Raw genomic sequence first — 19,126 nt, 5'->3', positions numbered from 1 at the left:
TGACTCTCCATTCTAGCACTCATTTAATGGATCCATTAAATAAGAATAATCACTCGCCTGGAGAGTCGCCATGTACCCCAAGAACACTTGGTATGTTGCCTGCACCCCCGATGAAATCGCGCAAAAGCCGTTGGGTCGACAGATCTGCGGTGAAAAAATGGTGTTTTATCGTGGGCTGGAAGGCGCCGTCGTGGCGGTCGAGGACTTCTGCCCCCATCGCGGTGCGCCGCTCTCGCTGGGCTATGTGGAAAACGGCAACCTGGTCTGCGGCTACCACGGCCTGGTCATGGGCGGCGATGGCAAGACCGTGGAAATGCCCGGCCAGCGGGTGCGCGGCTTTCCCTGCAACAAGACGTTCGCCGCCGTCGAACGCTACGGCTTCATCTGGGTGTGGCCCGGCGATCAGGCCCAGGCCGATCCGGCACTGATCCATCATCTGGAATGGGCGGTGAGTGATGAATGGGCCTATGGCGGCGGGCTGTTCGATATCCAGTGCGACTACCGCCTGATGATCGACAACCTGATGGACCTGACCCACGAAACCTACGTCCACGCCTCTAGCATCGGCCAGAAGGAAATCGACGAAGCACCACCTGTCACCACGGTCGAAGGCGACGAAGTGGTCACCGCGCGGCATATGGAAAACATCATGGCCCCGCCGTTCTGGCGCATGGCCCTGCGCGGCAATAACCTGGCCGATGACGTGCCGGTGGACCGCTGGCAGATCTGCCGCTTCACCCCGCCCAGCCATGTGCTCATCGAAGTCGGCGTGGCCCACGCCGGCAAGGGCGGCTACCACGCCGCGCCCGAGCACAAGGCGGCAAGCATCGTGGTCGACTTCATCACCCCGCAAACCGAGACCTCCATCTGGTATTTCTGGGGCATGGCGCGCAACTTCAACCCCCACGATGAAGGACTGACCGCCAGTATTCGCGAAGGCCAGGGCAAGATTTTCAGCGAAGACCTGGAGATGCTTGAACGCCAGCAACAGAACCTGCTGGCCCACCCGACGCGCAACCTGCTCAAACTGAATATCGATGCCGGCGGCGTGCAGTCACGCAAGATCCTGGAGCGACTGATCGCCAGGGAACGCGCCCTCGAACCGCAACTGATCGCCACGACCACCGCCTGAACGGCACAACCCCTTGCGAGGACTGAAGATGATCGATGTGGTGGTGGTATCACGCAACAACGAAGCCCAGGATATTTGCAGCTACGAACTGGCCAGCGTCGACGGCAAACCGCTGCCGGCCTTCAGTGCCGGCGCGCATATCGACGTGCACCTGCCGGATGGACCGGTGCGCCAGTATTCGCTGTGCAATCACCCTGAAGAACGCCATCGCTACCTGATCGGCGTGCTCAAGGACCCGGCTTCCCGGGGCGGCTCGCGCAGCCTGCACGAACAGGTGCACGAGGGCACACACCTGACCATCAGCGAACCACGCAACCTGTTTCCCCTGGCCCACGACGCGCGGCGCAGCCTGCTGTTTGCCGGTGGCATCGGCATCACCCCGATCCTGTGCATGGCCGAGCGCCTGGCTCACGCGGGTGCCGACTTCGAATTGCATTATTGTGCCCGCGCCGAAGACCGCGCGGCGTTTGTGCAGCGTCTGAAAACATCGCCATTTGCCGAGCGGGTGTTCCTGCATTTCGATGAGCAGCCCCACACGGCCTTGAATGCCGCCCAGGTACTGGCAGCGCCCGAAGCCAACGTCCACCTGTATGTGTGCGGCCCCGGCGGTTTTATGCAGCATGTGCTCGACAGCGCTCGGGCCCAGGGCTGGCAGGAGGCATGCCTGCACCGCGAATACTTCACCGCGGCGCCGGTGGACAGCAGCCTCGACGGGGGCTTTTCGGTGAAAGTCGCCAGCAGCGGCCAGGTCTTCGAAATCCCGGCCGACAAGACGGTGGTCCAGGTCCTGGAAAGCCACGGTATCGAGATTGCCGTGTCGTGCGAACAAGGCATTTGCGGCACCTGCCTGACCCGCGTGCTGGAAGGCATACCGGAACACCGCGACCTGTTCCTCACCGAGCAGGAACAGGCGTTGAATGATCAGTTCACGCCCTGCTGCTCACGCGCGAAGACCGCGCTGCTGGTGCTCGATATCTGACAGGTGTCACGACGCGGGCAAAATCACCTTCATGCGCGCGTCGGCGGTGGCCGAGCTGAAGATCTCGGCATAGCGCAAGGTCGCATTGGCGTGCTCGCGCATGATGGCTTCGGCCCGCGCGCCCTGGCGATTGACCAGGGCATCAAAGACCGAGTGGTGTTGCATGTGGGCATAGTTGAAGCGCCGGTATTCGCGGGCCATGTCCTCGCGATCCACCGCCAGCGCGGTCACCGACGCGAAAGGCAGGTGATCGTTGCGTGCCAGGGCGTCGGCGATCGCCGGGTTATGGCTGCCTTCGACGATGACGTGGTGAAAGCGCATGTTCAGGTCGTGATAGACCTCCAGGTCGTCTTCAGTCACGTAGCCCTTGTCGAACAGTTGGTCGCCTTCCACCAGGCAGCGCTCCAGTGTCGCGCGCGCCGCAGCAGATAAACCGCGCTCGGCGGTTTGACGCGCCGCCAGGCCCTCAAGCACGCCACGCACTTCGACGGCGCCGGCAATGTCGTCCGGGCTGACCGAACGGACCTGATACCCACGCCCGCCGAACGGCACCAACAACCCTTCCTGTTCGAGGGTACGAAACGCCATGCGCACGGGCATGCGCGACACACCGAACCGCTGCGCCGTGGGAATCTCCATCAGGCGCTCCCCCGCCGCCAACTCCCCGCTGGCGATCATCTTGCGCAGTGCAACCAGTACCAATTGACCGGGTTTACTCATCCAGGCAACTTCCAGAAAACGTGAGTCGCCATAGTACCGCAAGCGTCCGGCGCCGTCAGACGAACGCCAGCGCTGCGCGCGCGCCGTCGATTGCCCCGAGGTGCTGCGCCAAACGCGACGGCAGGTAATCGAAAAAGAACCCGGCGCTTTGCAGCTTGGCGGCTCGCAATGGATCGTCTTCGGGCAGTGCCCTGGAGACCCGTGCGGCCCGCGCCCAGGCAAAGGCCAGCAGCGCCACGCCACATAACTGGAGAAAGTCCGGCGCGGCCCGATAGGGGTACTCGCTGTCATCCAGCGCTCGTTCACCGATGGCCTCGACCACACTCGCCAACGCGTCACACAGGCTGCCCAGTGCCTGGGCAAAACCGGCACACTCGCCGCACTCCCCGCCCTGCGCGGCTTCCGTGCGCAACTCGGCCAGCAGCAGGCCGAAGGCGCGGCCCTCATCCGCCAGCACCTTGCGCAGCAGCAGGTCATTGGCCTGGATCTCGTTGCTGCCCTCATAGATCATCGCGATGCGGCTGTCGCGCAGGGTTTGCTCGATGGCGAACTCAGTGACGTAGCCGTAACCGCCGAACACCTGCAGCGCATGGCTGGCCTGGCGAAAGCCCTGTTCGGTGAAAAACGCCTTGATGATCGGCGTCAGCAACGGCGCCAACTGGGCGGCCGACGAGTGCGGGTCATGCTCGGCCTGATCAAGCAGGTGCGCGGCCCAATAGCCGATCGCGCGCATCCCCTCGCTGGTGGCGCGCAACTCCAGCAACACGCGGCGCATGGCCGGGTGATAACGGATCGGATCAGCCGCCTGGGCCGCCACTTCTTCCGGCCTTGACGGCGCGCGCATCTGCACGCGTTCGGCGGCGTATTGCCGGGCGTTCTGCCAAGCGGCCTCGACATGCCCCAGGCCTTGCAGGCCCACATGCAGGCGTGCCGAGTTCATCATCACGAACATCGCCGCCAGGCCGCGATTGACGTCGCCGATCAGCCAGCCTTGGGCGGCGTCGAACACCAGGGAGCAGGTGGCACTGCCCTTGATGCCCATCTTGTGTTCGATGCCATCGCAGTGCACGCCATTGGCCTGGCCATCGTCCAGTTGCTTGGGCACCAGGAACAGCGAAATGCCTCGACTGCCCGGCGGCGCATCGGGCAGGCGCGCCAGCACCAGGTGCAGGATATTGGCCGTGAGGTCGTGCTCGCCGCCGGAGATAAACAGCTTGCTGCCGCTGAGGCGATAACTGCCATCTGCCTGAGGTTCAGCACGACAGCGCAGCAAGCCGACATCGCTGCCGGCCTGGGGCTCGGTCAGGCACATGGTGGGCAAGGCCTGGCCACTGACAATGTCGGGCAGGTAGCGCGCCTGCAACCACGGAGCAGCGTGGGCCTTGAGGCACAGGTAGGCGCCATGGGCGATCCCGGTGTACATGGCCCAGGCATGATTGCTGGCGTAGAGCATCTCTTGCAGCGCCGCGTCGAGCAATTGCGGCAAGCCCTGCCCGCCCTGCTCCTCGGCACACGCCAGCGCCGGCCATCCGCCCTCGACATAGGCGCGATAGGCCGCGACGAAGCCGTCCGGGGTGCTGACCTGGCCCGCCTGCCAGCGGCAGCCCTGGCGATCACCGTGGCCGTTCAACGGCGCCAGCACGCCCTGGCTGAAGCGTGCCGCCTCCTCCAGCACTTGTACCGCCAGCGGCAGATCCAGGGCCGCGAACGCCGGGTTGCGCTGCCAGGTATCGGGCGCCTGCAACCAGTGTTCAAGGACAAATTGCATATCGCGCAGGGGCGCCTCATAGCTCCACATCGGGACACCTCATCGACAAAAAAAGAATCGCGCACTCAAGCGCGATAGGTAGGGTTCTCGATCAGCAACGCCATGCCCTGCCCGCCGCCCACACACGCCGAGGCAATCCCGTAGCGCAGGTTGTGCTGGCGCAGTTGCCGGGCCAGGGTCATCACCAGGCGCAGGCCGGTGGCGGCCAGTGGATGCCCCAGCGCAAGCGAGCCGCCCTGGACGTTGAGGCGGGTGCTGTCCAGCTCCAGTTCATGGGCCACCGCCAGTACTTGGGCGGCCTGGGCTTCGTTGATCTCGAAGCGGTCGATGTCGCCCAGGTTCAACCCGCTGCGTTGCAGCAACAGGCGGATCGCCGGTGCCGGGCCGATGCCCATGAACTCGGGGGCCACACCGACCACCGCGCTGGCCAGCAGCCGGGCCAGGGGCGGATGCGTACAGGCCGAGGCGCGCCCCACCAGCGCCGCCGCCGCGCCATCGACCACCGCGCAACTGTTGCCGGCGGTTTGCACGCCGTCTGGATGCACGGTGCGCAAGCGCGCCAGGGCCGCAAGGTCGGTGGGTCGTGGGTGGCTGTCGACGCTGACGGCACCGGCCCAGCGCGCGAGGCTGATGCCCCTGGGCTGGTACCCCTCAAGCTCGAACACCTGGTTGTCGACCGTGACGATTTCTTCCGCCCAGGCGCCGTCACGTTGCGCCTGCAAGGCACGCTGATGGCTGTCGCAGGCGTGACGGTCCACGGCCTCGCGGCTCAGGCCATAACGGCGCGCCAGGTTGTCGGCGGTGGCGATCATGTCTAGGCCCGGGGCCGGGTCGTACAGGGCCTCCCAGAGGAAATCCTTGAATTGCACCTCGCCACCGAGACGAAACCCATCCCGGTGGGTGTAAGCCGCAATCGGGTTGCGCGACATGGACTCACTGGCCACGCACAACGCCAGTTGCACCTCGTCGCGCAGTTGTTCAGCGGCCTGGCGCAACAGCTCGAAACCGGTGGCGCAGATGCGCTGCACCCCCAGTGCCGGGACCGCTTGCGCCACACCGCTGTACAAGCCGATATGCCGTGGCAGCAAGTAGGCATCGAAGCTGGCCTGGGCCATGGAGCCGGCCAGTACGCTGTCCACTGCCAAGGGGTCGATGCCGGCGCGGGCCAGCACTTCACGGCCGACCTTGATCCCAAGGTCGATGGGCGACACCTGGGACAGTGCTCCGCCCAGGTCCACCCATGGCGTGCGCACTGCCTCGAAAATCGCCACGTCGGCAAACGCCGAGTACTGCCCGACGCTGTTCAAGGCTGGCGCTCGGCACGCAGGATCGACGCGTCTTCACCGCGATACAACGCCTCGACCTTGGCCGCGCGCCATTGCAGTACCGCACGCTGGTTGATCGAGCCTTTGTCGGTGATTTCCCCACGGTCGATGGACGCGGGCTCGTCGAGCAGGGCAATCCATTCCAGGCGACTGGCATTACCGGTGGCCTCGCGGTTGAGGCGCTGCAGCCACTCGCCGAACCACTGGCGCACCGGCGCGCTGGCGAGCACTTCGGCGTCGCTGGCGGCCGCGTCCAGCCCCGCCAGCCGACGGCACTCGTAGAGCCGGGGGAATACCAGGGCGCCCAGGCATTCGCGGTCCGGCGCCGCAACCACCAGGTCCTGCACCAAGGGCGAGCCTTCGAGAACCGCGCGATTGCGCAACGGACCGACGCTGACAAACACCCCGGAGGACAGCTTGAAATCCTCGGCAATTCGCCCGTCGAACATCAGCCCCAGTTGCGGCTGATTCGGGTCGGCCAGCTTGATTGCATCCCCCGAGCAATAAAAACCCTGCTGGTCGAAGACCTCGGCGGTTTGCTGGGGGGCGCGCCAGTACCCGGGCATGATGTGCGGCCCGCGAAAGCGCCCTTCGAACTTGCCGTCCACCGGCACCAGGCGTACCTCGCAGCCCGGCGCGGGCAAACCGATGTAACCGGCCATGGACAGTGGCCCGGTGGTGAAGGTGCAGGATGGTGCGGCTTCGGTCATGCCCAGCCCGGCCATCATGCGGATGCGTTCACCACAGTGCAGCTCGGCCACGCGGTCAAGGCGGTCCCAGACACTTTGCGAAAGGCCGGCGGCGGCGAAGAAGAACAGTTTCATGCGCGCAAAAAAACGCTCGCGCAACTCGGCGTCCTGTTCCAGGGCGTTGACCAGTTCTTCCCAACCCTTGGGCACCGTCAAATAGGCCGTGGGCGAAACCTCCTTGAGGTTGCGCAGGGTCTCAGCAAAGCCCTGGGCCGTGGGCTTGCCATCATCGAGGTAAAAGGTGCCGCCGTTGTAGAGCACAATGCCGACGTTGTGGCTGCCGCCGAACGTGTGGTTCCACGGCAGCCAGTCCACCAGCACTGGCGGTTCTTCGCCGAACACTGGAAAGGTCTGCAACAGCATTTGCTGGTTGGCACAGAGCATGCGCTGGGTGGTAATCACCGCCTTGGGCAATTTGGTCGAGCCCGAGGTGAACAGGAACTTGGCGATGCTGTCGGGGCCGGTGGCCTGGAACGCCGCGTCGGCTTCGGCGCCGCCCGGCGTTTGCAGCAGGCTGGCGAAGCTGACCTGAGTGCGTCCAGGCACATGGCCGCGCACGCTGATCAGCGGGGTCTCGGCCGGCAAGACGGCGTCGATGGCGCGCTGGTAAGCCGCCGCGTCGCTGACGAACACCAGCCCTGGCTGCAGCAAGCCACAGACATGGCGCAGCTTGGCGAAATCCTGGGACAGCAACGAATAGGCCGGCGATACCGGGCAGTAGGGAATACCGGCGTACATCGCGCCGAGCGCCACCTGCAAATGCTCGATGTCGTTGCCCGACAGCAGTGCCAACGGTTTATCCGCCGAGAGCCCATAGTTCAACAGGCCCTGGGCAATCGCGCGCACGCTGTCGAGCATTTCCCGGTAGCTGACCCGGCGCCAATCAGCGCCGGCCTGGCGCGCCGCGATAAATGTCTGCTCGGGGCGCACTTGGGCCCAATGCACCAGGCGATCGAGCAGGCGCGCTGGCAACTCGGCCAGGGGCTCCAGGGAGCGCATATGCAGCACGCCGTGTTCTTCAGTGACCGCCACCGGTGCGTGGCCGATGGAGACCTCGCGGTAGCGCGGTGCGGGCTGGGGTTGCGGTCTGAATTCGGAACTCACAAGGGTGTCCTCCAGCAAGGCGGATCAAAGCCGCCTCGTTATTGTTATGTCGCGACGCCTGCTCAGATCGGGTAATGCCGCGGCCCGTTCTGCAAGGTCACCCAGCGCAATTGCGTGAAGTGCTCGATCGAGGCCTTGCCGCCAAAGCTGCCGTAGCCGCTGGATTTGACGCCACCGAACGGCATCTGCGCCTCGTCATGCACGGTCGGGCCGTTGATATGGCAAATGCCCGACTCGACCCGTTGCGCCAGGGCCAGTGCACGCCCGGTGTCACGGCTGAAGATCGCCGCCGAAAGGCCGAACTCGGAATCGTTGGCCAGGCGCAGCAAGGCTTCATCACCGTTACCGCGCAGCAGCACCGCCACCGGGCCGAAGGATTCTTCGCGGTACAAGCGCATGTGTTCGGTAACGCCATCGATCAGGGTCGGCTGCAGGATGCTGCCCTCCAGCTGACCGCCCGTCACCAGGCGTGCGCCCTTGGCCAGGGCATCGTCGATCAGCGCCTTGATGCGTGTGCCGGCGCTGGCGTCCACCAGCGAACCCAGTACCGAATCCGGCGCAGCGGGGTCACCTGCGCGCAGGGTCGCGACCTTGGCCGCCAGCTTGGCGGTGAACGCATCGGCGACCTTGGCATCGACAATCAGGCGTTCGGTGGACATGCAAATCTGGCCCTGGTTGAAATAAGCCCCAAAGGCCGCCGCCGCGACCGCAGCGTCGAGGTCGGCGTCGTCGAGCACCAGCAACGGCGCCTTGCCACCCAACTCCAGCAAGGCCGGCTTGAGGTGACGCGCCGAGAGCTCGCCGACAATCCGCCCCACATGGGTCGAGCCGGTAAAGTTGACCCGGCGCACGGCCGGGTTGGCGATCAGCCGCGCGACAATCGCGGCGGCATCCGCCGGGGCATTGCTGATGACGTTGACCACGCCGTCACCCAGGCCGGCATCCTGCAACACCTGGCCGATCAGGCGGTGCACCGCCGGGCTCAGCTCCGAGGCCTTGAGCACCACGGTATTGCCGCAGGCCAGCGGCATGGCGATGGCACGGGTGGCGAGGATCACCGGGGCATTCCACGGCGCAATGCCCAGCACCACGCCGCACGGCTGACGCAAGGCCATGGCGAAGCTGCCGGGCACATCGGAAGGGATCACCTCACCGGTGATCTGGGTGGTCATCGACGCGGCTTCGCGCAGCATGTTGGCCGCCAGGCGCACGTTGAAGCCATACCAGTTGGCCATGGCGCCGGTCTCGCCGGCGGCGGCAATGAATTCGGCGCTGCGCGCCTGCAATTGCTCGGCAGCCTTGAGCAAGCGTGTGCGGCGTTCGTTGGGCGCCAGCGCCGCCCACGCGGGGAACGCGGCGTGAGCGGCCGCTACGGCGGCATCGGCATCTTCCAGGGTCGCGGCGGCAACCCGCGAGACCACTTCACCGGTCACCGGGTTGCGGCGTTCGAAGGTTCGACCGTCACGGGCGGGGCACGCCTGGCCGCCGATCAACAGGGGCACGTCCAGCATGGTGATTCCTCTTTATTGTCTTTATCGGGAATACGTTCAAGCAGGGTACAACGGCGCGGCCAGGTGGCCGCGCCCTTCAGCGTTTATACGCCTGCAGGCCAGGCTTGATGCTCTTGTCGTCAAGGAACTGCTTCATGCCCTGCTCGCGGCCACCTTCGGTGTCGAGCAGGCGCGACTGATCGAGCTTGGCGTAGAGGTAATCCTCGTTCTGCTCCCAGGTCAGTTCGCGGCAGCGCTTGAAGCCATGCTTGGCGGCACGCAGCACCACCGGGTTTTTCTCCAGCAGGTTGCGCGCCAGCTCAATGGTCACTTCGCGCAGTTGGGCCAGGGGCACGCTTTCGTTGACCAGGCCCATTTCGGCGGCTTTCTGCCCGCCAAACGTCTTGCCGGTCATGATGTAGTACAGCGATTGGCGATGGCCCACGGTATCGGCCATGGCTTTGCTCACCAGGTTGCCCGGCGGGATACCCCAGTTGATTTCCGAGAGGCCGAAAGTGGCTTCGTCGGCGCAGATCGCCAGGTCGCAGGCCACCAGTGGGCTGAAGCCGCCACCGAAGCACCAGCCATTGACCATGGCGATGGTGGGCTTGGCGTACATGCGCAGCAACTTCCATTGCCATTGCGAGGCTTCGCGGCGGATTTTCTCCTGGAGGATTTCCGGGCCGGCGTCCACCTCGCGAAAGTACTCCTTGAGGTCCATGCCAGCGGTCCAGGCTTCGCCGGCACCGGTCAACACCAGCACGCCGGCGGCAGGGTCCTGCTCGAGGGTTTCCAGCACGTCGATCATTTCCCGGTTCAGGGTCGGGCTCATGGCGTTGCGCTTTTCCGGACGATTGAGAATGACCCAGGCAATGCCTTCTTCGATCTCAACCTTGACGGTGGTCCAACGGCCTTCGTAATTGCTCATGGCGGTACGCTCTTGTTCTGGGTTTGAAGATGATTCGAAATTAAACCGCAAATATAGTTATGTCAATTAACTATTAATCCGCATAACCAATATTTTTTCGCTGTAAAACCTACGCTGTGCGGGCGTTATGAAAAGCCGGCATAGCCATGGCGCTCCAACCTCGGCAAACTAGATAGCCTTCTTAACCTCCACCTTCTGAGGATTGCACTGTTAATGGCCAAGCCTTCCAACCTCGCCGACGCCAGCCAGGCCCTGCCTGATCCCAACGAGGCACGCGTGCCAATGGATTCGGCCCTGGACGACCTGATCGGTTACGCCATGCGTCGCGCCCAGCTCAAGTTGTTCCAGAACCTGATTGGCCGTCTTTCCGACCACGACCTGCGCCCCGCCCAGTTCTCGGCCCTGGCGATCATCGAGCAGAACCCTGGCCTGATGCAGGCCGACCTGGCTCGCGCCCTGGCCATCGAGCCGCCCCAGGTGGTGCCGTTGCTGAACAAGCTGGAAAGCCGTGCGCTCGCGGTGCGAGTGCGTTGCAAGCCGGACAAGCGTTCCTACGGGATCTTCCTCAGCAAGACCGGCGAAACCCTGCTCAAGGAGCTCAAGGACATTGCCGCCCAGAGCGACCTCGACGCCACGGCCGCCCTCGACGGCCATGAACGTGAAGAGCTGCTGCGCTTGCTGAAGAAGGTCTATCAGGACTGACCGGCTTACCAGAGCGCCACGGTGTAGAGCACCAGGAACCGGGTCTGGTTTTCATCGCGAAAGGCCGCGCCGCCTGGGAAGTCATTGCGGTAGATCGACTTGCGCGCCATCAACCCGACGTTCTTCAGCGGGCCGCTCTGGATCACGTAGCCCAGCTCCATCTGGAACTCGCGCTCCTTGCGATCCTCGGCGTTGAACGCTGCCAGTTCGATGTTGTCGCCACGCACATACCGCAGCCGGCTCTTCAGCCCAGGCAGGCCCGATGCCGCGAAGTCATAGTCGTAGATCGCTTGCCACGTGCGCTCCTTGGCATTGAGAAAGTCCGAACTCATGGTCAGCTCGCTCATGCCCATCAGCTCGGTGCCGGAGATATAGGGCGTGGCCGTCTGCCCACTGGAATGCATGTAGCCCAGGCTGAATCGGTGACCGCCCAGGCGGTAGCCGAATAACGCCGAGAGGTTGCGGTTATCCACGTTGCCCGCCTTGGCGCTGCCGTCCTCGCGACTGAAGAAACTGCGCAGGTCGCTGGTGAGCACGCCATCGCCCACGGGCAGATTGTGCAGCAGCGCCAGGGTGTCCTGCTGGTAGAGGTCCGCGATTTGCGAGTGATAGACGCGCAGGCTGAGGTCTTTGTTGACCTGGTAATCACCACCCACGTACGCCAGGTGCGAGGTGGTGGCGGTGGGGTTGAAACGCCGGTTGGGCGAGGCGATGGTCATGGCCTGGTAGTCGGTGGAATCGCGCTTGTTGATGCGGTCGATGTAGCCGGTATTGAGGGTCAGGCCATCGATGTCCTTGGAGCTCAAGGTGGTGCCGCGAAAGGTTTGCGGCAACAGGCGCGAGGGGCTGGCAAAGGCGAACGGCAGGAAGATCGATACGTCGCCGGTCTTTACGGTGGTTTGTGCAAACCGCAACTTGGCGGTCGGTGCCAGGCGCGAGTATTCATCGGCGGCACGCTTGTCACTGGCCGACACCGGCAACAACTCGGTGCCGCTGCGGTCCGGCGACGAGTCGAGCTTGACCCCCATCAGGCCGCGGACATCCAGGCCAAAACCCAGCGGGCCTGGGGTATATCCCGACTCCAGGTTGACGATAAATGCCTGGGCCCATTCCCGCGCGGCGGTCTTCGCACCGTCGTCCTTGTAGTCGCGGTCCAGGTAGTAATTGCGCAGGGTCAACGTGCCGTGGCTGTCGTCGACAAAGCCTGCCGCCCAAAGCGGGGTGGGCAGCACGCTCAAGGCCAGCAACGCCATGAGCAGGCACGCAGGGTTGTTCGGCACACGGGCGACGGCTACAGCGTCTTCCATAGGGAGTTCTGGCATGTTCGTTGTCCATTTTTTGTTGTTGTTTTTGGGGTGGCACAGGCTCGGCCCACTGGGCTTGGCGAACAAAGAATGGAAACAGCCGACGCTGCTCGTCAACTGCGAATGACCGATAATCGAACATTAATAAAGCTATCTATTTTTAAGTCGAGTACAGATACGAACCACAACTACCTGTATTTAAAGTACTTATTTATTGATTTTGGCACTTTTCATCCGCCATTCATTTTTTAGTTATCTTTGTTATCTTAATCACCAGCAGCCATTCGTGCTTGCCACCACAACAAAAACAACAATGAGGTTTGCCCATGGACAGTCCATCGCGTCGTTCGACGCTGACTATCGCGTTGTGCTTTATCGTTGCGCTGATCGAGGGGTTCGATCTGCAGGCCGCCGGAACCGCTGCCGCAGGATTGCGCCAGAGTTTTGCCCTGGACCCGAAGATGCTCGGCTGGGTATTCAGCATCGGGATCATTGGCCTGCTGCCGGGGGCGTTCTTCGGTGGTTGGGTCGCTGACCGCATCGGGCGCAAGAAAATCCTGGTGATCGCCGTGCTGCTGTTCGGCCTGTTCTCCCTGAGCACTGCGTTTGTGGAAAGCTACCCGAACCTGCTGTTGGTGCGTTTTCTCACCGGCCTGGGGTTGGGCGCCGCGCTGCCCAACCTGATCGCGCTGTGCGCCGAAGCGGTCAGCGAACGCAACCGTGGTACCGCCATCAGCGTCATGTACTGCGGCGTACCGTTGGGTGGCGCATTGGCGGCCGTGGTGGCGATGTTTTCCAGTGAACACTGGCAGACCACCTTCATCATCGGCGGCCTGGCCCCCTTGCTCGCCGTGCCGTTGATGATCCTGTTGCTGCCTGAATCCACCGCCTTTCGCCAACAGCGCGACAACACCCCCGGCGCCCGCCCCTCCACCGGCCAGGCGCTGTTCGGCGAAGGTCGCGCCCGCACCACACTGGCCTTGTGGCTCAGCTACTTCTTCACCCTGACCGTGATGTACATGCTGCTGAACTGGCTGCCGTCGCTGTTGCTGGAGCAAGGTTTCAGCAAACCCCAGGCGGGCATGGTGCAGATGCTCTTCAATATCGGCGGCGCCCTGGGTTCGCTGCTCGGTGGCGTGCTGCTGGACCGGTGCAATGCCGTCAAAGTGGTGCTGGCCGTGTATGCCGGGTTGCTGGCGGCGTTGGCAGGGGTCGGGTTGTCGGTGGGCATCGTGCCCATGGCCATTGCCGGGTTTGCCGCCGGCCTGTTCGTCATGGCCGCGCAGTTGGTGCTGTACGCGTCGGCACCGCCCTCCTACCCCACCTCGGTGCGCGCCACCGGTGTCGGTGCAGCGGTGGCCGTCGGCCGCCTGGGTTCGGTAGCCGGGCCGCTGGCGGCCGGGCAACTGCTTGCCGCTGGCGCCGGCACCGCCGGGGTACTGCTGGCGACCTCCCCCGGCGTAGTGATCGCCGCACTGACCATCATCAGTGTGATGGTGCGTACGGCGCCACTGAACCTGCCCACCCCGGCAGCGGCCGGGCACACCAAGGCCTAGAACTTGTGCAGCCAGTTGAGCACCAGCTTGTTGCCCTGCGTGCGGTTCTCAGCCTGCTGCTCGAAGTAAGCGTTCACCGACAGCACGTTCTCCTTGTTGAAGGCATAGACCAGGCCTGGGCCCATGGCCCAGACCTTCTCCCGACGCCCGCTCACGGCGTGCCCATCGACCTTGGTGTCGGTGATCTGCTTCAACCAGTAGCCGTTCACCCCCACGCTCAGTTGCTGGCTCAAGGCATATTGCAGCGTCAGGTTGGCATGCAACGCCTGGCCGGCCTGGGTATCGGAAACATCCCCAAAGCCGGCCTGCGGGTCATCATTCTTGCCATTCCACAGGTACATGAAACGCCCGCTCGCCGACCACTGCGGGTTGAACCAGTACGTCGCCGCGTAATACGGGTTGAATGACCAGAAGTTGCTGCCGGGGTTGATCGAGCGCTTGCGGTCATAGGCCCCCACCGGCACCGAGATATCGGCTTCGACACGTTGGGTCAGCAGTGGGCTGCCATCGGCGCGGCTCAGGGTCGGCAGTTGCAGGAAGGGCCCCACAATCACATCACCAAAGCCAGCCCGCGAACTCAGCGCCGCATTGTTCAACCCATCGTCGACATCCACGTGGGCCAGGGAGGTGTTGATCAGGGTGAATCCTGGCATCGCACCATTGGCCAGGGGTTGGCCGAGGTAGATGATCTGGGTGGTAGGCGCCACCACTTCCACGTCCTGCTTGGGCAATGCCAGCTTGTGGCCGTTGGCATCATTGAAGCGGCTGGCCCGGGAGTACGTCAGGTATTCCTCCAGGTACCAGCCCGGGCCGGCCGGGGCCGGTGAGCCGTCGTAGAAACTGGTGCTGCCCAGGTTGAGTCCGGGCAAATCGTAAGCGTGTGCAGTCGATGTCAGTGCGACAAAAGTCATGGCCGCAACCGCCCGCAAGATAGGCTTGAGCATCTTGTATGTCCTGTATTTTTGTTGTTGTTCAAGACCCCCGGCACGGTGGATCCGCGCCGGGGTTTACCGCCGTTGCAACCTTTACACGTAGGTCGCCGCCAACCCACCATCCACCGGCAGGTTGACCCCGTTGACCCAGCGCGCAGCGTCCGAGCAGAGGAAGGCGATCACCGCGGCCACCTCATCGGCCAGGGCCGGGCGGGTCATGCGCTGGTTGTCCGCGGCCACCCGCTCCGGCCCGAGCATGCTGACGAAATCGCCGAGAATCGGGGTGAACACCGGCCCCGGCGCGACGCAGTTGATACGTACCGAGTGATCACGAAACCAGCCCTGGGATTGCTGGAAGCTCCACACGATCAGCGCTTCCTTGAAGTACTGGTAACAGCTGGCCTGCTCCACCGGATTGGCCGCCAGCCACTGCTGCCCGGCCTCGAAGCTGTGCGTCGCGGCCAGGGCCTTGTGCAGTTCCAGGCGTTGCGGCCATTGCGCACCGAGGACCGAGGCGACATTGACGATGCTGCCGCCCGCCGGCATGCGTGGCAGCAGCGTTTGGGTGAGATGCCGCAACCCCAGGTAATTGACCTCGGCCACCGTTTGCACCGGCGCCGTACCGGGCACGCCGGCGATGTTGCACAGCCCATCGACGCGCGCCGGCAGGCGCGTCACCAGCGCATCGATGCTGGCCGGATCGCCCAGGTCGGCCTGGAAGAAGCCATCCAGGGTCAGTTGCGGTGCATGGCGATCGACACCGATCACCGTCGCCCCCTGGAAACGCGCGAGCCGTGCCAGCTCGGCGCCAATGCCGGAAGCGACACCGGTGACGATCAAGGTTTTGTTGTGCAGGTTCATGTTCAAGCCCTCTTGTTTTTGTATAGGCATGCGTGTTTCAACCCCATGGGCCGGGGCTCAGAAGGGATAGGTCGGCGGCGTATTTTTCACCGTGACCCATTGCCACTGGCTGTATTCGTCCCAGTCGGCCGGCCCGCCCACGCTGCCGCCATTGCCGGAGGCACCGCGCCCACCGAAAGGGTTGATGCATTCGTCGGCCACGGTCTGGTCGTTGATGTGCAGCAGGCCGCAGTCGAGCCGCTCGCCGATGGCCATGGCGCGCCCGACCGACGGCGAGATGATGGCCGCCGAGAGGCCGTACTCGGTGCGGTTGGCCAGTTCGATGGCCTCCTCGTCGGTGGTAAAACTGACGACCGTCGCCACCGGGCCGAAAATTTCATCCTCGAAGGCGCGCATGCCTGGACGCACACCACTGAGTACGGTGGGCTGATAGAACAACCGGTCGTATTCGCCGCCCGCCTCCAACCGCGCGCCGGCCTGCAGGCTGTCGCTGACAATCTCGTGGACGCGCTGCAATTGCCGTTGATTGATCAACGGACCGAGTGCGGCTTCACCTCGCGCGGCATTGCCCACGGTCAGTGCCCGGGCCTTGTCCACCAACTTGCGCGTGAGGCGTTCGGCGATGGATTCATGGGCGAGAATCAAGCCGGTCGCCATGCAGATCTGCCCCTGGTGCAGCCAGGCGCCCCAGGCTGCGTTGCTCGCGGCCAGGTCCAGATCAGCGTCTTCAAGAACGATCAGGGGGTTTTTGCCGCCCAGTTCCAGCGCGACCTTTTTCAGATGCCGCCCGGCCACCTCGGCGACTTTGCGCCCGGCCGCCGTGGAACCGGTGAACGCGATCATCCGCACATTCGGGTCGCGGCACAGCGCTTCACCCGCCGGCGCGGCACCGGGCAATACGTGCAACAGCCCCTTGGGCAAACCCGCCTCTTCAAACAGCCGGGCGATGATAAAACCACCGCTGACCGGCGTCTGTGGATCGGGCTTGAGCACCACCGCATTCCCCGCAGCCAGGGCCGGCGCCACCGAGCGCAGCGACAGCACCAGGGGGAAATTGAACGGTGAAATCACCCCGACCACGCCATGGGGCTGACGCCGGGCGTAAGACAGGCGACCGGCCGCACTGGGCAGCACCAGCCCATGGGGTTGGGACAACAGCCCCGCCGCCTGATGCAGCAGCACAATGGCCTCGCGCACCTCGTGTTCGCCCTTGAACAGCGCGCCGCCGGTTTCCCGCGCGACGTACAGCGCCAGTTCGGCAAAGGACTGCTGAGCCAGGTCCGCCGCCTTGCGAAACACCTCGGCGCGTTCCCGTGGGCCGAGGGCGGCCCATGCCGGCTGCGCCAGGGCCGCACTCCGGCAAGCGATGGCGATATCGGCCGGGTTGGCCATGGCGCACTGCATCAACGGCTCGCCGGTGGCCGGTTCGATCACCGCGCTCAGGGCTCCCGAAGCGGGTCTCCAATCGCCGTTGAACAGGCATTCGGACTCAAGGGCCCGCTGTAGAAAATGGGTGGTTTCAGACACTGACATGGCAACTCCCGGTTCTTGTAATTGTCATCGCCTGCACACGGTGCAAACGCCGCATCAAGCCTTGAGCAAAGGCTGTGCCGCTTGCACACCCTGGCGCTGACATAACGCGCCGAAGGCTCTGGACCAAGGGTTGCCACGCACGGCCCATGGACACCCCGCAGCGCGGCGGTAAAAACCAGGCCGCTGGCACTTGTTCAATTGATAAGGTTATGTTTAATAACTATCTTCGCAGTTGCTCATATCGTTCACTCGCTTTGCAGGGGCATAACAATGACTAATCCCCACAGCGCGCTGCCCGACGACCGGGTGGCCACCGCGTCTTACCATCCGAGGGGCGATAGCCGCCAACTCAGCGACAGCAGTTCACCGACGCCGGCGGAACTGACCGACTGCCTGTTCTTTTCTCCCGAAGACGGGCGGATCTGGCTCAACGATCAACGTATGTTGTTGCTGCACAGCTCGTCGTTTGGTGCCCTGCGCAGGGAGGTCATCGAGCGCCTGGGGCTGGAACAGGCGCGCGGCCTGTTCACCCGTGCCGGCTACGCGTCCGGTGCGCGGGATGCCCGGCTGATCCGCGAACGCTGGCCACAGGCGGATGCCGCTGCCGTGTTTCGCGCCGGCACACATCTGCACACCCTGGAAGGCATGACCAAGGTCGAGCCCCTGCACTTCAAGTTCGACGCCGACTCAGGCTTCTACGAAGGCGAATTTCTCTGGCACCACTCATGCGAAGCCGACGAACATGTAGGTGCCTATGGCATCGGTCAGGATCCGGTGTGCTGGACAGAAACGGGCTATGCCATCGGTTTCGTCAGTGGCCTTTTCGGGCAAATGGTGATTTTCCGCGAAGTGGAGTGCCGCGGCATGGGCCACCGAAGTTGCCGGGTGATCGGCAAGACGGCCGAGCAATGGGGCGACGTCGAGCAGGACCTGCGCTACCTGAATGTGTCCCAGACCGTCACCCGCCCCGCCGCCGCCCCTACGCTCGATAGCGCAATGGGCAACCGTGCCAGCGGCAGCCAGCCACCGCCGTTGGTGGGCGCCAGTGCCGCGTTCAATGCCGCGATGCAGGCGCTGCAACGCGTCGCGCTGACGCCCGCCACCGTGCTGATCAGCGGTGAGTCAGGGGTGGGTAAGGAGATGTTCGCACGCCAGTTGCACCAGCTCAGCTGTCGCCGTGACAGCCCGTTCGTGGCGCTCAATTGCGCGGCCATCCCGGATAACCTGATCGAAGCCGAACTCTTCGGTGTCGAACGTGGGGCGTATACCGGCGCGACACACTCACGTCCCGGACGTTTCGAGCGAGCCCAGGGCGGGACACTGTTTCTGGATGAAATCACCAGCCTCAGCCTGACCGGGCAAAGCAAACTGCTGCGGGCCTTGCAGGAGCGCGAGATCGAACGGGTCGGCGGCGTGCGCGGCATCAAGGTGGATGTGCGGGTGGTGGCCGCTACCAACCTTGACCTGCGCAAAGCGGTCGCTGACGGTACGTTTCGCGAAGACCTGTTCTACCGGCTGAATGTCTACCCCATTGCCCTGCCGCCCCTGCGGGAACGCCGCGATGACATCCCGCTGTTGATCAACGCGTTTCTGACGCGCTTCTGCCAGGAATATGCGCGCACCCCCGTGGGCCTGACCATGCGCGCCCTGAAGGTGTTGCTGCGCTACGACTTCGCGGGCAATGTGCGCGAGCTGCAAAACCTGATCGAGCGCGGCCTGATCGCCAGTAACGAAGGCCAGGCCATCGACCTGGTGCACCTGTTTCGCAACGAGCCGATGCCGGCCGATCCCTATGGCCTGGACGATCACGGCAGCCTGTCAAACACCGGGCAAATGCCCCGCCCTGCACTGTTGGATACGCTTGGCCAACTGGAACAGGGGTTTTCCATCGAGGGCCTGGAATCGCGCCTGATCAATGAGGCGCTGCAACAGAACGCAGGCAACCTGGCCGCTGCGGCCAGGCTCGTGGGACTGAGCCGGGCGCAATTTGCCTACCGCCTGAAGAAACATCGGCGGCAGGCGCCTTGAATGGCAATTAGAGCT

General features: G+C 64.0%; 15 protein-coding genes. 5 read left to right on the top strand and 10 right to left on the bottom strand.

Annotated features, from left to right (window positions below; all coding sequences use genetic code 11):
• Positions 1-70 precede the first annotated feature (70 nt).
• Together QU606_RS14815 and QU606_RS14810 are read left to right on the top strand one after the other, a co-directional pair.
• Positions 71-1,132 (top strand): aromatic ring-hydroxylating dioxygenase subunit alpha, encoded by a 1,062-nt coding sequence (locus QU606_RS14815; RefSeq protein ID WP_304998514.1) that lies wholly within the window; start codon positions 71-73, stop codon positions 1,130-1,132.
• 28 nt (positions 1,133-1,160) lie between these two features.
• Positions 1,161-2,111, top strand: coding sequence for a PDR/VanB family oxidoreductase (locus tag QU606_RS14810; RefSeq protein ID WP_304998513.1), 951 nt, complete (start codon positions 1,161-1,163; stop codon positions 2,109-2,111).
• A gap of 6 nt (positions 2,112-2,117) precedes the next feature.
• On the opposite strand, the gene QU606_RS14805 is transcribed toward QU606_RS14810, so the two are convergent.
• The 6 genes from QU606_RS14805 to QU606_RS14780 all read right to left on the bottom strand — a co-directional run bounded on the left by QU606_RS14805 (position 2,118) and on the right by QU606_RS14780 (position 10,195).
• The gene (locus QU606_RS14805; RefSeq protein WP_024074620.1) at positions 2,118-2,831 is read right to left on the bottom strand and encodes a GntR family transcriptional regulator; all 714 of its coding nucleotides are present in this window, start codon (positions 2,829-2,831) and stop codon (positions 2,118-2,120) included.
• 55 nt (positions 2,832-2,886) lie between these two features.
• Positions 2,887-4,629 (bottom strand): acyl-CoA dehydrogenase, encoded by a 1,743-nt coding sequence (locus QU606_RS14800; RefSeq protein ID WP_102623777.1) that lies wholly within the window; start codon positions 4,627-4,629, stop codon positions 2,887-2,889.
• Between the two features lie 35 nt (positions 4,630-4,664).
• Entirely contained in the window at positions 4,665-5,906 is a 1,242-nt protein-coding gene (locus tag QU606_RS14795; protein ID WP_304998512.1) for a thiolase family protein, read from the bottom strand.
• Positions 5,903-7,777, bottom strand: coding sequence for a feruloyl-CoA synthase (locus tag QU606_RS14790; protein ID WP_024074617.1), 1,875 nt, complete (start codon positions 7,775-7,777; stop codon positions 5,903-5,905). The genes QU606_RS14795 and QU606_RS14790 overlap by 4 nt, the downstream gene beginning before the upstream one ends.
• Before the next feature lie 62 nt (positions 7,778-7,839).
• The gene (locus QU606_RS14785) at positions 7,840-9,288 is read right to left on the bottom strand and encodes an aldehyde dehydrogenase (RefSeq protein WP_304998510.1); all 1,449 of its coding nucleotides are present in this window, start codon (positions 9,286-9,288) and stop codon (positions 7,840-7,842) included.
• Between the two features lie 76 nt (positions 9,289-9,364).
• Positions 9,365-10,195 carry a p-hydroxycinnamoyl CoA hydratase/lyase gene (locus QU606_RS14780; protein ID WP_010567568.1) on the bottom strand — a complete coding sequence of 277 codons (831 nt, stop codon included), beginning with the start codon at positions 10,193-10,195 and terminating at the stop codon, positions 9,365-9,367.
• A 213-nt stretch (positions 10,196-10,408) separates the two neighbouring features.
• Here QU606_RS14780 and QU606_RS14775 point away from each other — a divergent pair, with 213 nt between their 5' ends.
• Positions 10,409-10,897: a MarR family winged helix-turn-helix transcriptional regulator gene (locus QU606_RS14775; RefSeq protein WP_304998509.1), complete on the top strand. Its 489-nt coding sequence runs from the start codon at positions 10,409-10,411 to the stop codon at positions 10,895-10,897.
• 5 nt (positions 10,898-10,902) lie between these two features.
• Here the strand turns inward: QU606_RS14775 and QU606_RS14770 are convergent, their stop codons facing one another.
• Positions 10,903-12,219: an OprD family porin gene (locus QU606_RS14770; protein ID WP_081329207.1), complete on the bottom strand. Its 1,317-nt coding sequence runs from the start codon at positions 12,217-12,219 to the stop codon at positions 10,903-10,905.
• 308 nt (positions 12,220-12,527) lie between these two features.
• Between QU606_RS14770 and mhpT the strand changes: the two genes are divergently transcribed.
• Complete coding sequence (gene mhpT, locus QU606_RS14765) at positions 12,528-13,757, top strand: 3-(3-hydroxy-phenyl)propionate transporter MhpT (RefSeq protein WP_277378382.1); 1,230 nt, start codon at positions 12,528-12,530, stop codon at positions 13,755-13,757.
• Here mhpT and QU606_RS14760 read toward each other — a convergent pair.
• From QU606_RS14760 to QU606_RS14750, 3 genes are all read right to left on the bottom strand, one after another.
• Entirely contained in the window at positions 13,754-14,701 is a 948-nt protein-coding gene (locus QU606_RS14760; protein WP_193690441.1) for a transporter, read from the bottom strand. The two genes, mhpT and QU606_RS14760, sit on opposite strands and share 4 nt — an antisense overlap.
• An 81-nt stretch (positions 14,702-14,782) precedes the next feature.
• On the bottom strand, positions 14,783-15,550 hold the full coding sequence (locus QU606_RS14755; RefSeq protein ID WP_069076181.1) for a coniferyl-alcohol dehydrogenase: 768 nt from the start codon (positions 15,548-15,550) through the stop codon (positions 14,783-14,785).
• Between the two features lie 57 nt (positions 15,551-15,607).
• Complete coding sequence (locus QU606_RS14750) at positions 15,608-17,083, bottom strand: benzaldehyde dehydrogenase (RefSeq protein WP_150054496.1); 1,476 nt, start codon at positions 17,081-17,083, stop codon at positions 15,608-15,610.
• 270 nt (positions 17,084-17,353) lie between these two features.
• On the opposite strand from QU606_RS14750, the gene QU606_RS14745 reads away from it, so the two are divergent.
• Complete coding sequence (locus QU606_RS14745; RefSeq protein WP_304998508.1) at positions 17,354-19,111, top strand: sigma-54-dependent Fis family transcriptional regulator; 1,758 nt, start codon at positions 17,354-17,356, stop codon at positions 19,109-19,111.
• Positions 19,112-19,126: the final 15 nt, after the last annotated feature.

This window comes from Pseudomonas sp. OVF7, from assembly GCF_030644265.1.
Classification (GTDB): domain Bacteria; phylum Pseudomonadota; class Gammaproteobacteria; order Pseudomonadales; family Pseudomonadaceae; genus Aquipseudomonas; species Aquipseudomonas gorinensis.
The sequence above is the reverse complement of the archived record's forward strand: the minus strand, read 5'-3'. Positions and strand labels throughout refer to the sequence as shown.

Coding starts and splice junctions, on each gene's coding strand:
- QU606_RS14815 (WP_304998514.1), top strand. CDS start 71: ATGTACCCCAAGAACACTTGGTATGTTGCCTGCACCCCCGATGAAATC.
- QU606_RS14810 (WP_304998513.1), top strand. CDS start 1,161: ATGATCGATGTGGTGGTGGTATCACGCAACAACGAAGCCCAGGATATT.
- QU606_RS14805 (WP_024074620.1), bottom strand. CDS start 2,831: ATGAGTAAACCCGGTCAATTGGTACTGGTTGCACTGCGCAAGATGATC.
- QU606_RS14800 (WP_102623777.1), bottom strand. CDS start 4,629: ATGTGGAGCTATGAGGCGCCCCTGCGCGATATGCAATTTGTCCTTGAA.
- QU606_RS14785 (WP_304998510.1), bottom strand. CDS start 9,288: ATGCTGGACGTGCCCCTGTTGATCGGCGGCCAGGCGTGCCCCGCCCGT.
- QU606_RS14780 (WP_010567568.1), bottom strand. CDS start 10,195: ATGAGCAATTACGAAGGCCGTTGGACCACCGTCAAGGTTGAGATCGAA.
- QU606_RS14775 (WP_304998509.1), top strand. CDS start 10,409: ATGGCCAAGCCTTCCAACCTCGCCGACGCCAGCCAGGCCCTGCCTGAT.
- QU606_RS14770 (WP_081329207.1), bottom strand. CDS start 12,219: ATGCCAGAACTCCCTATGGAAGACGCTGTAGCCGTCGCCCGTGTGCCG.
- mhpT (WP_277378382.1), top strand. CDS start 12,528: ATGGACAGTCCATCGCGTCGTTCGACGCTGACTATCGCGTTGTGCTTT.
- QU606_RS14760 (WP_193690441.1), bottom strand. CDS start 14,701: ATGCTCAAGCCTATCTTGCGGGCGGTTGCGGCCATGACTTTTGTCGCA.
- QU606_RS14755 (WP_069076181.1), bottom strand. CDS start 15,550: ATGAACCTGCACAACAAAACCTTGATCGTCACCGGTGTCGCTTCCGGC.
- QU606_RS14750 (WP_150054496.1), bottom strand. CDS start 17,083: ATGTCAGTGTCTGAAACCACCCATTTTCTACAGCGGGCCCTTGAGTCC.
- QU606_RS14745 (WP_304998508.1), top strand. CDS start 17,354: ATGACTAATCCCCACAGCGCGCTGCCCGACGACCGGGTGGCCACCGCG.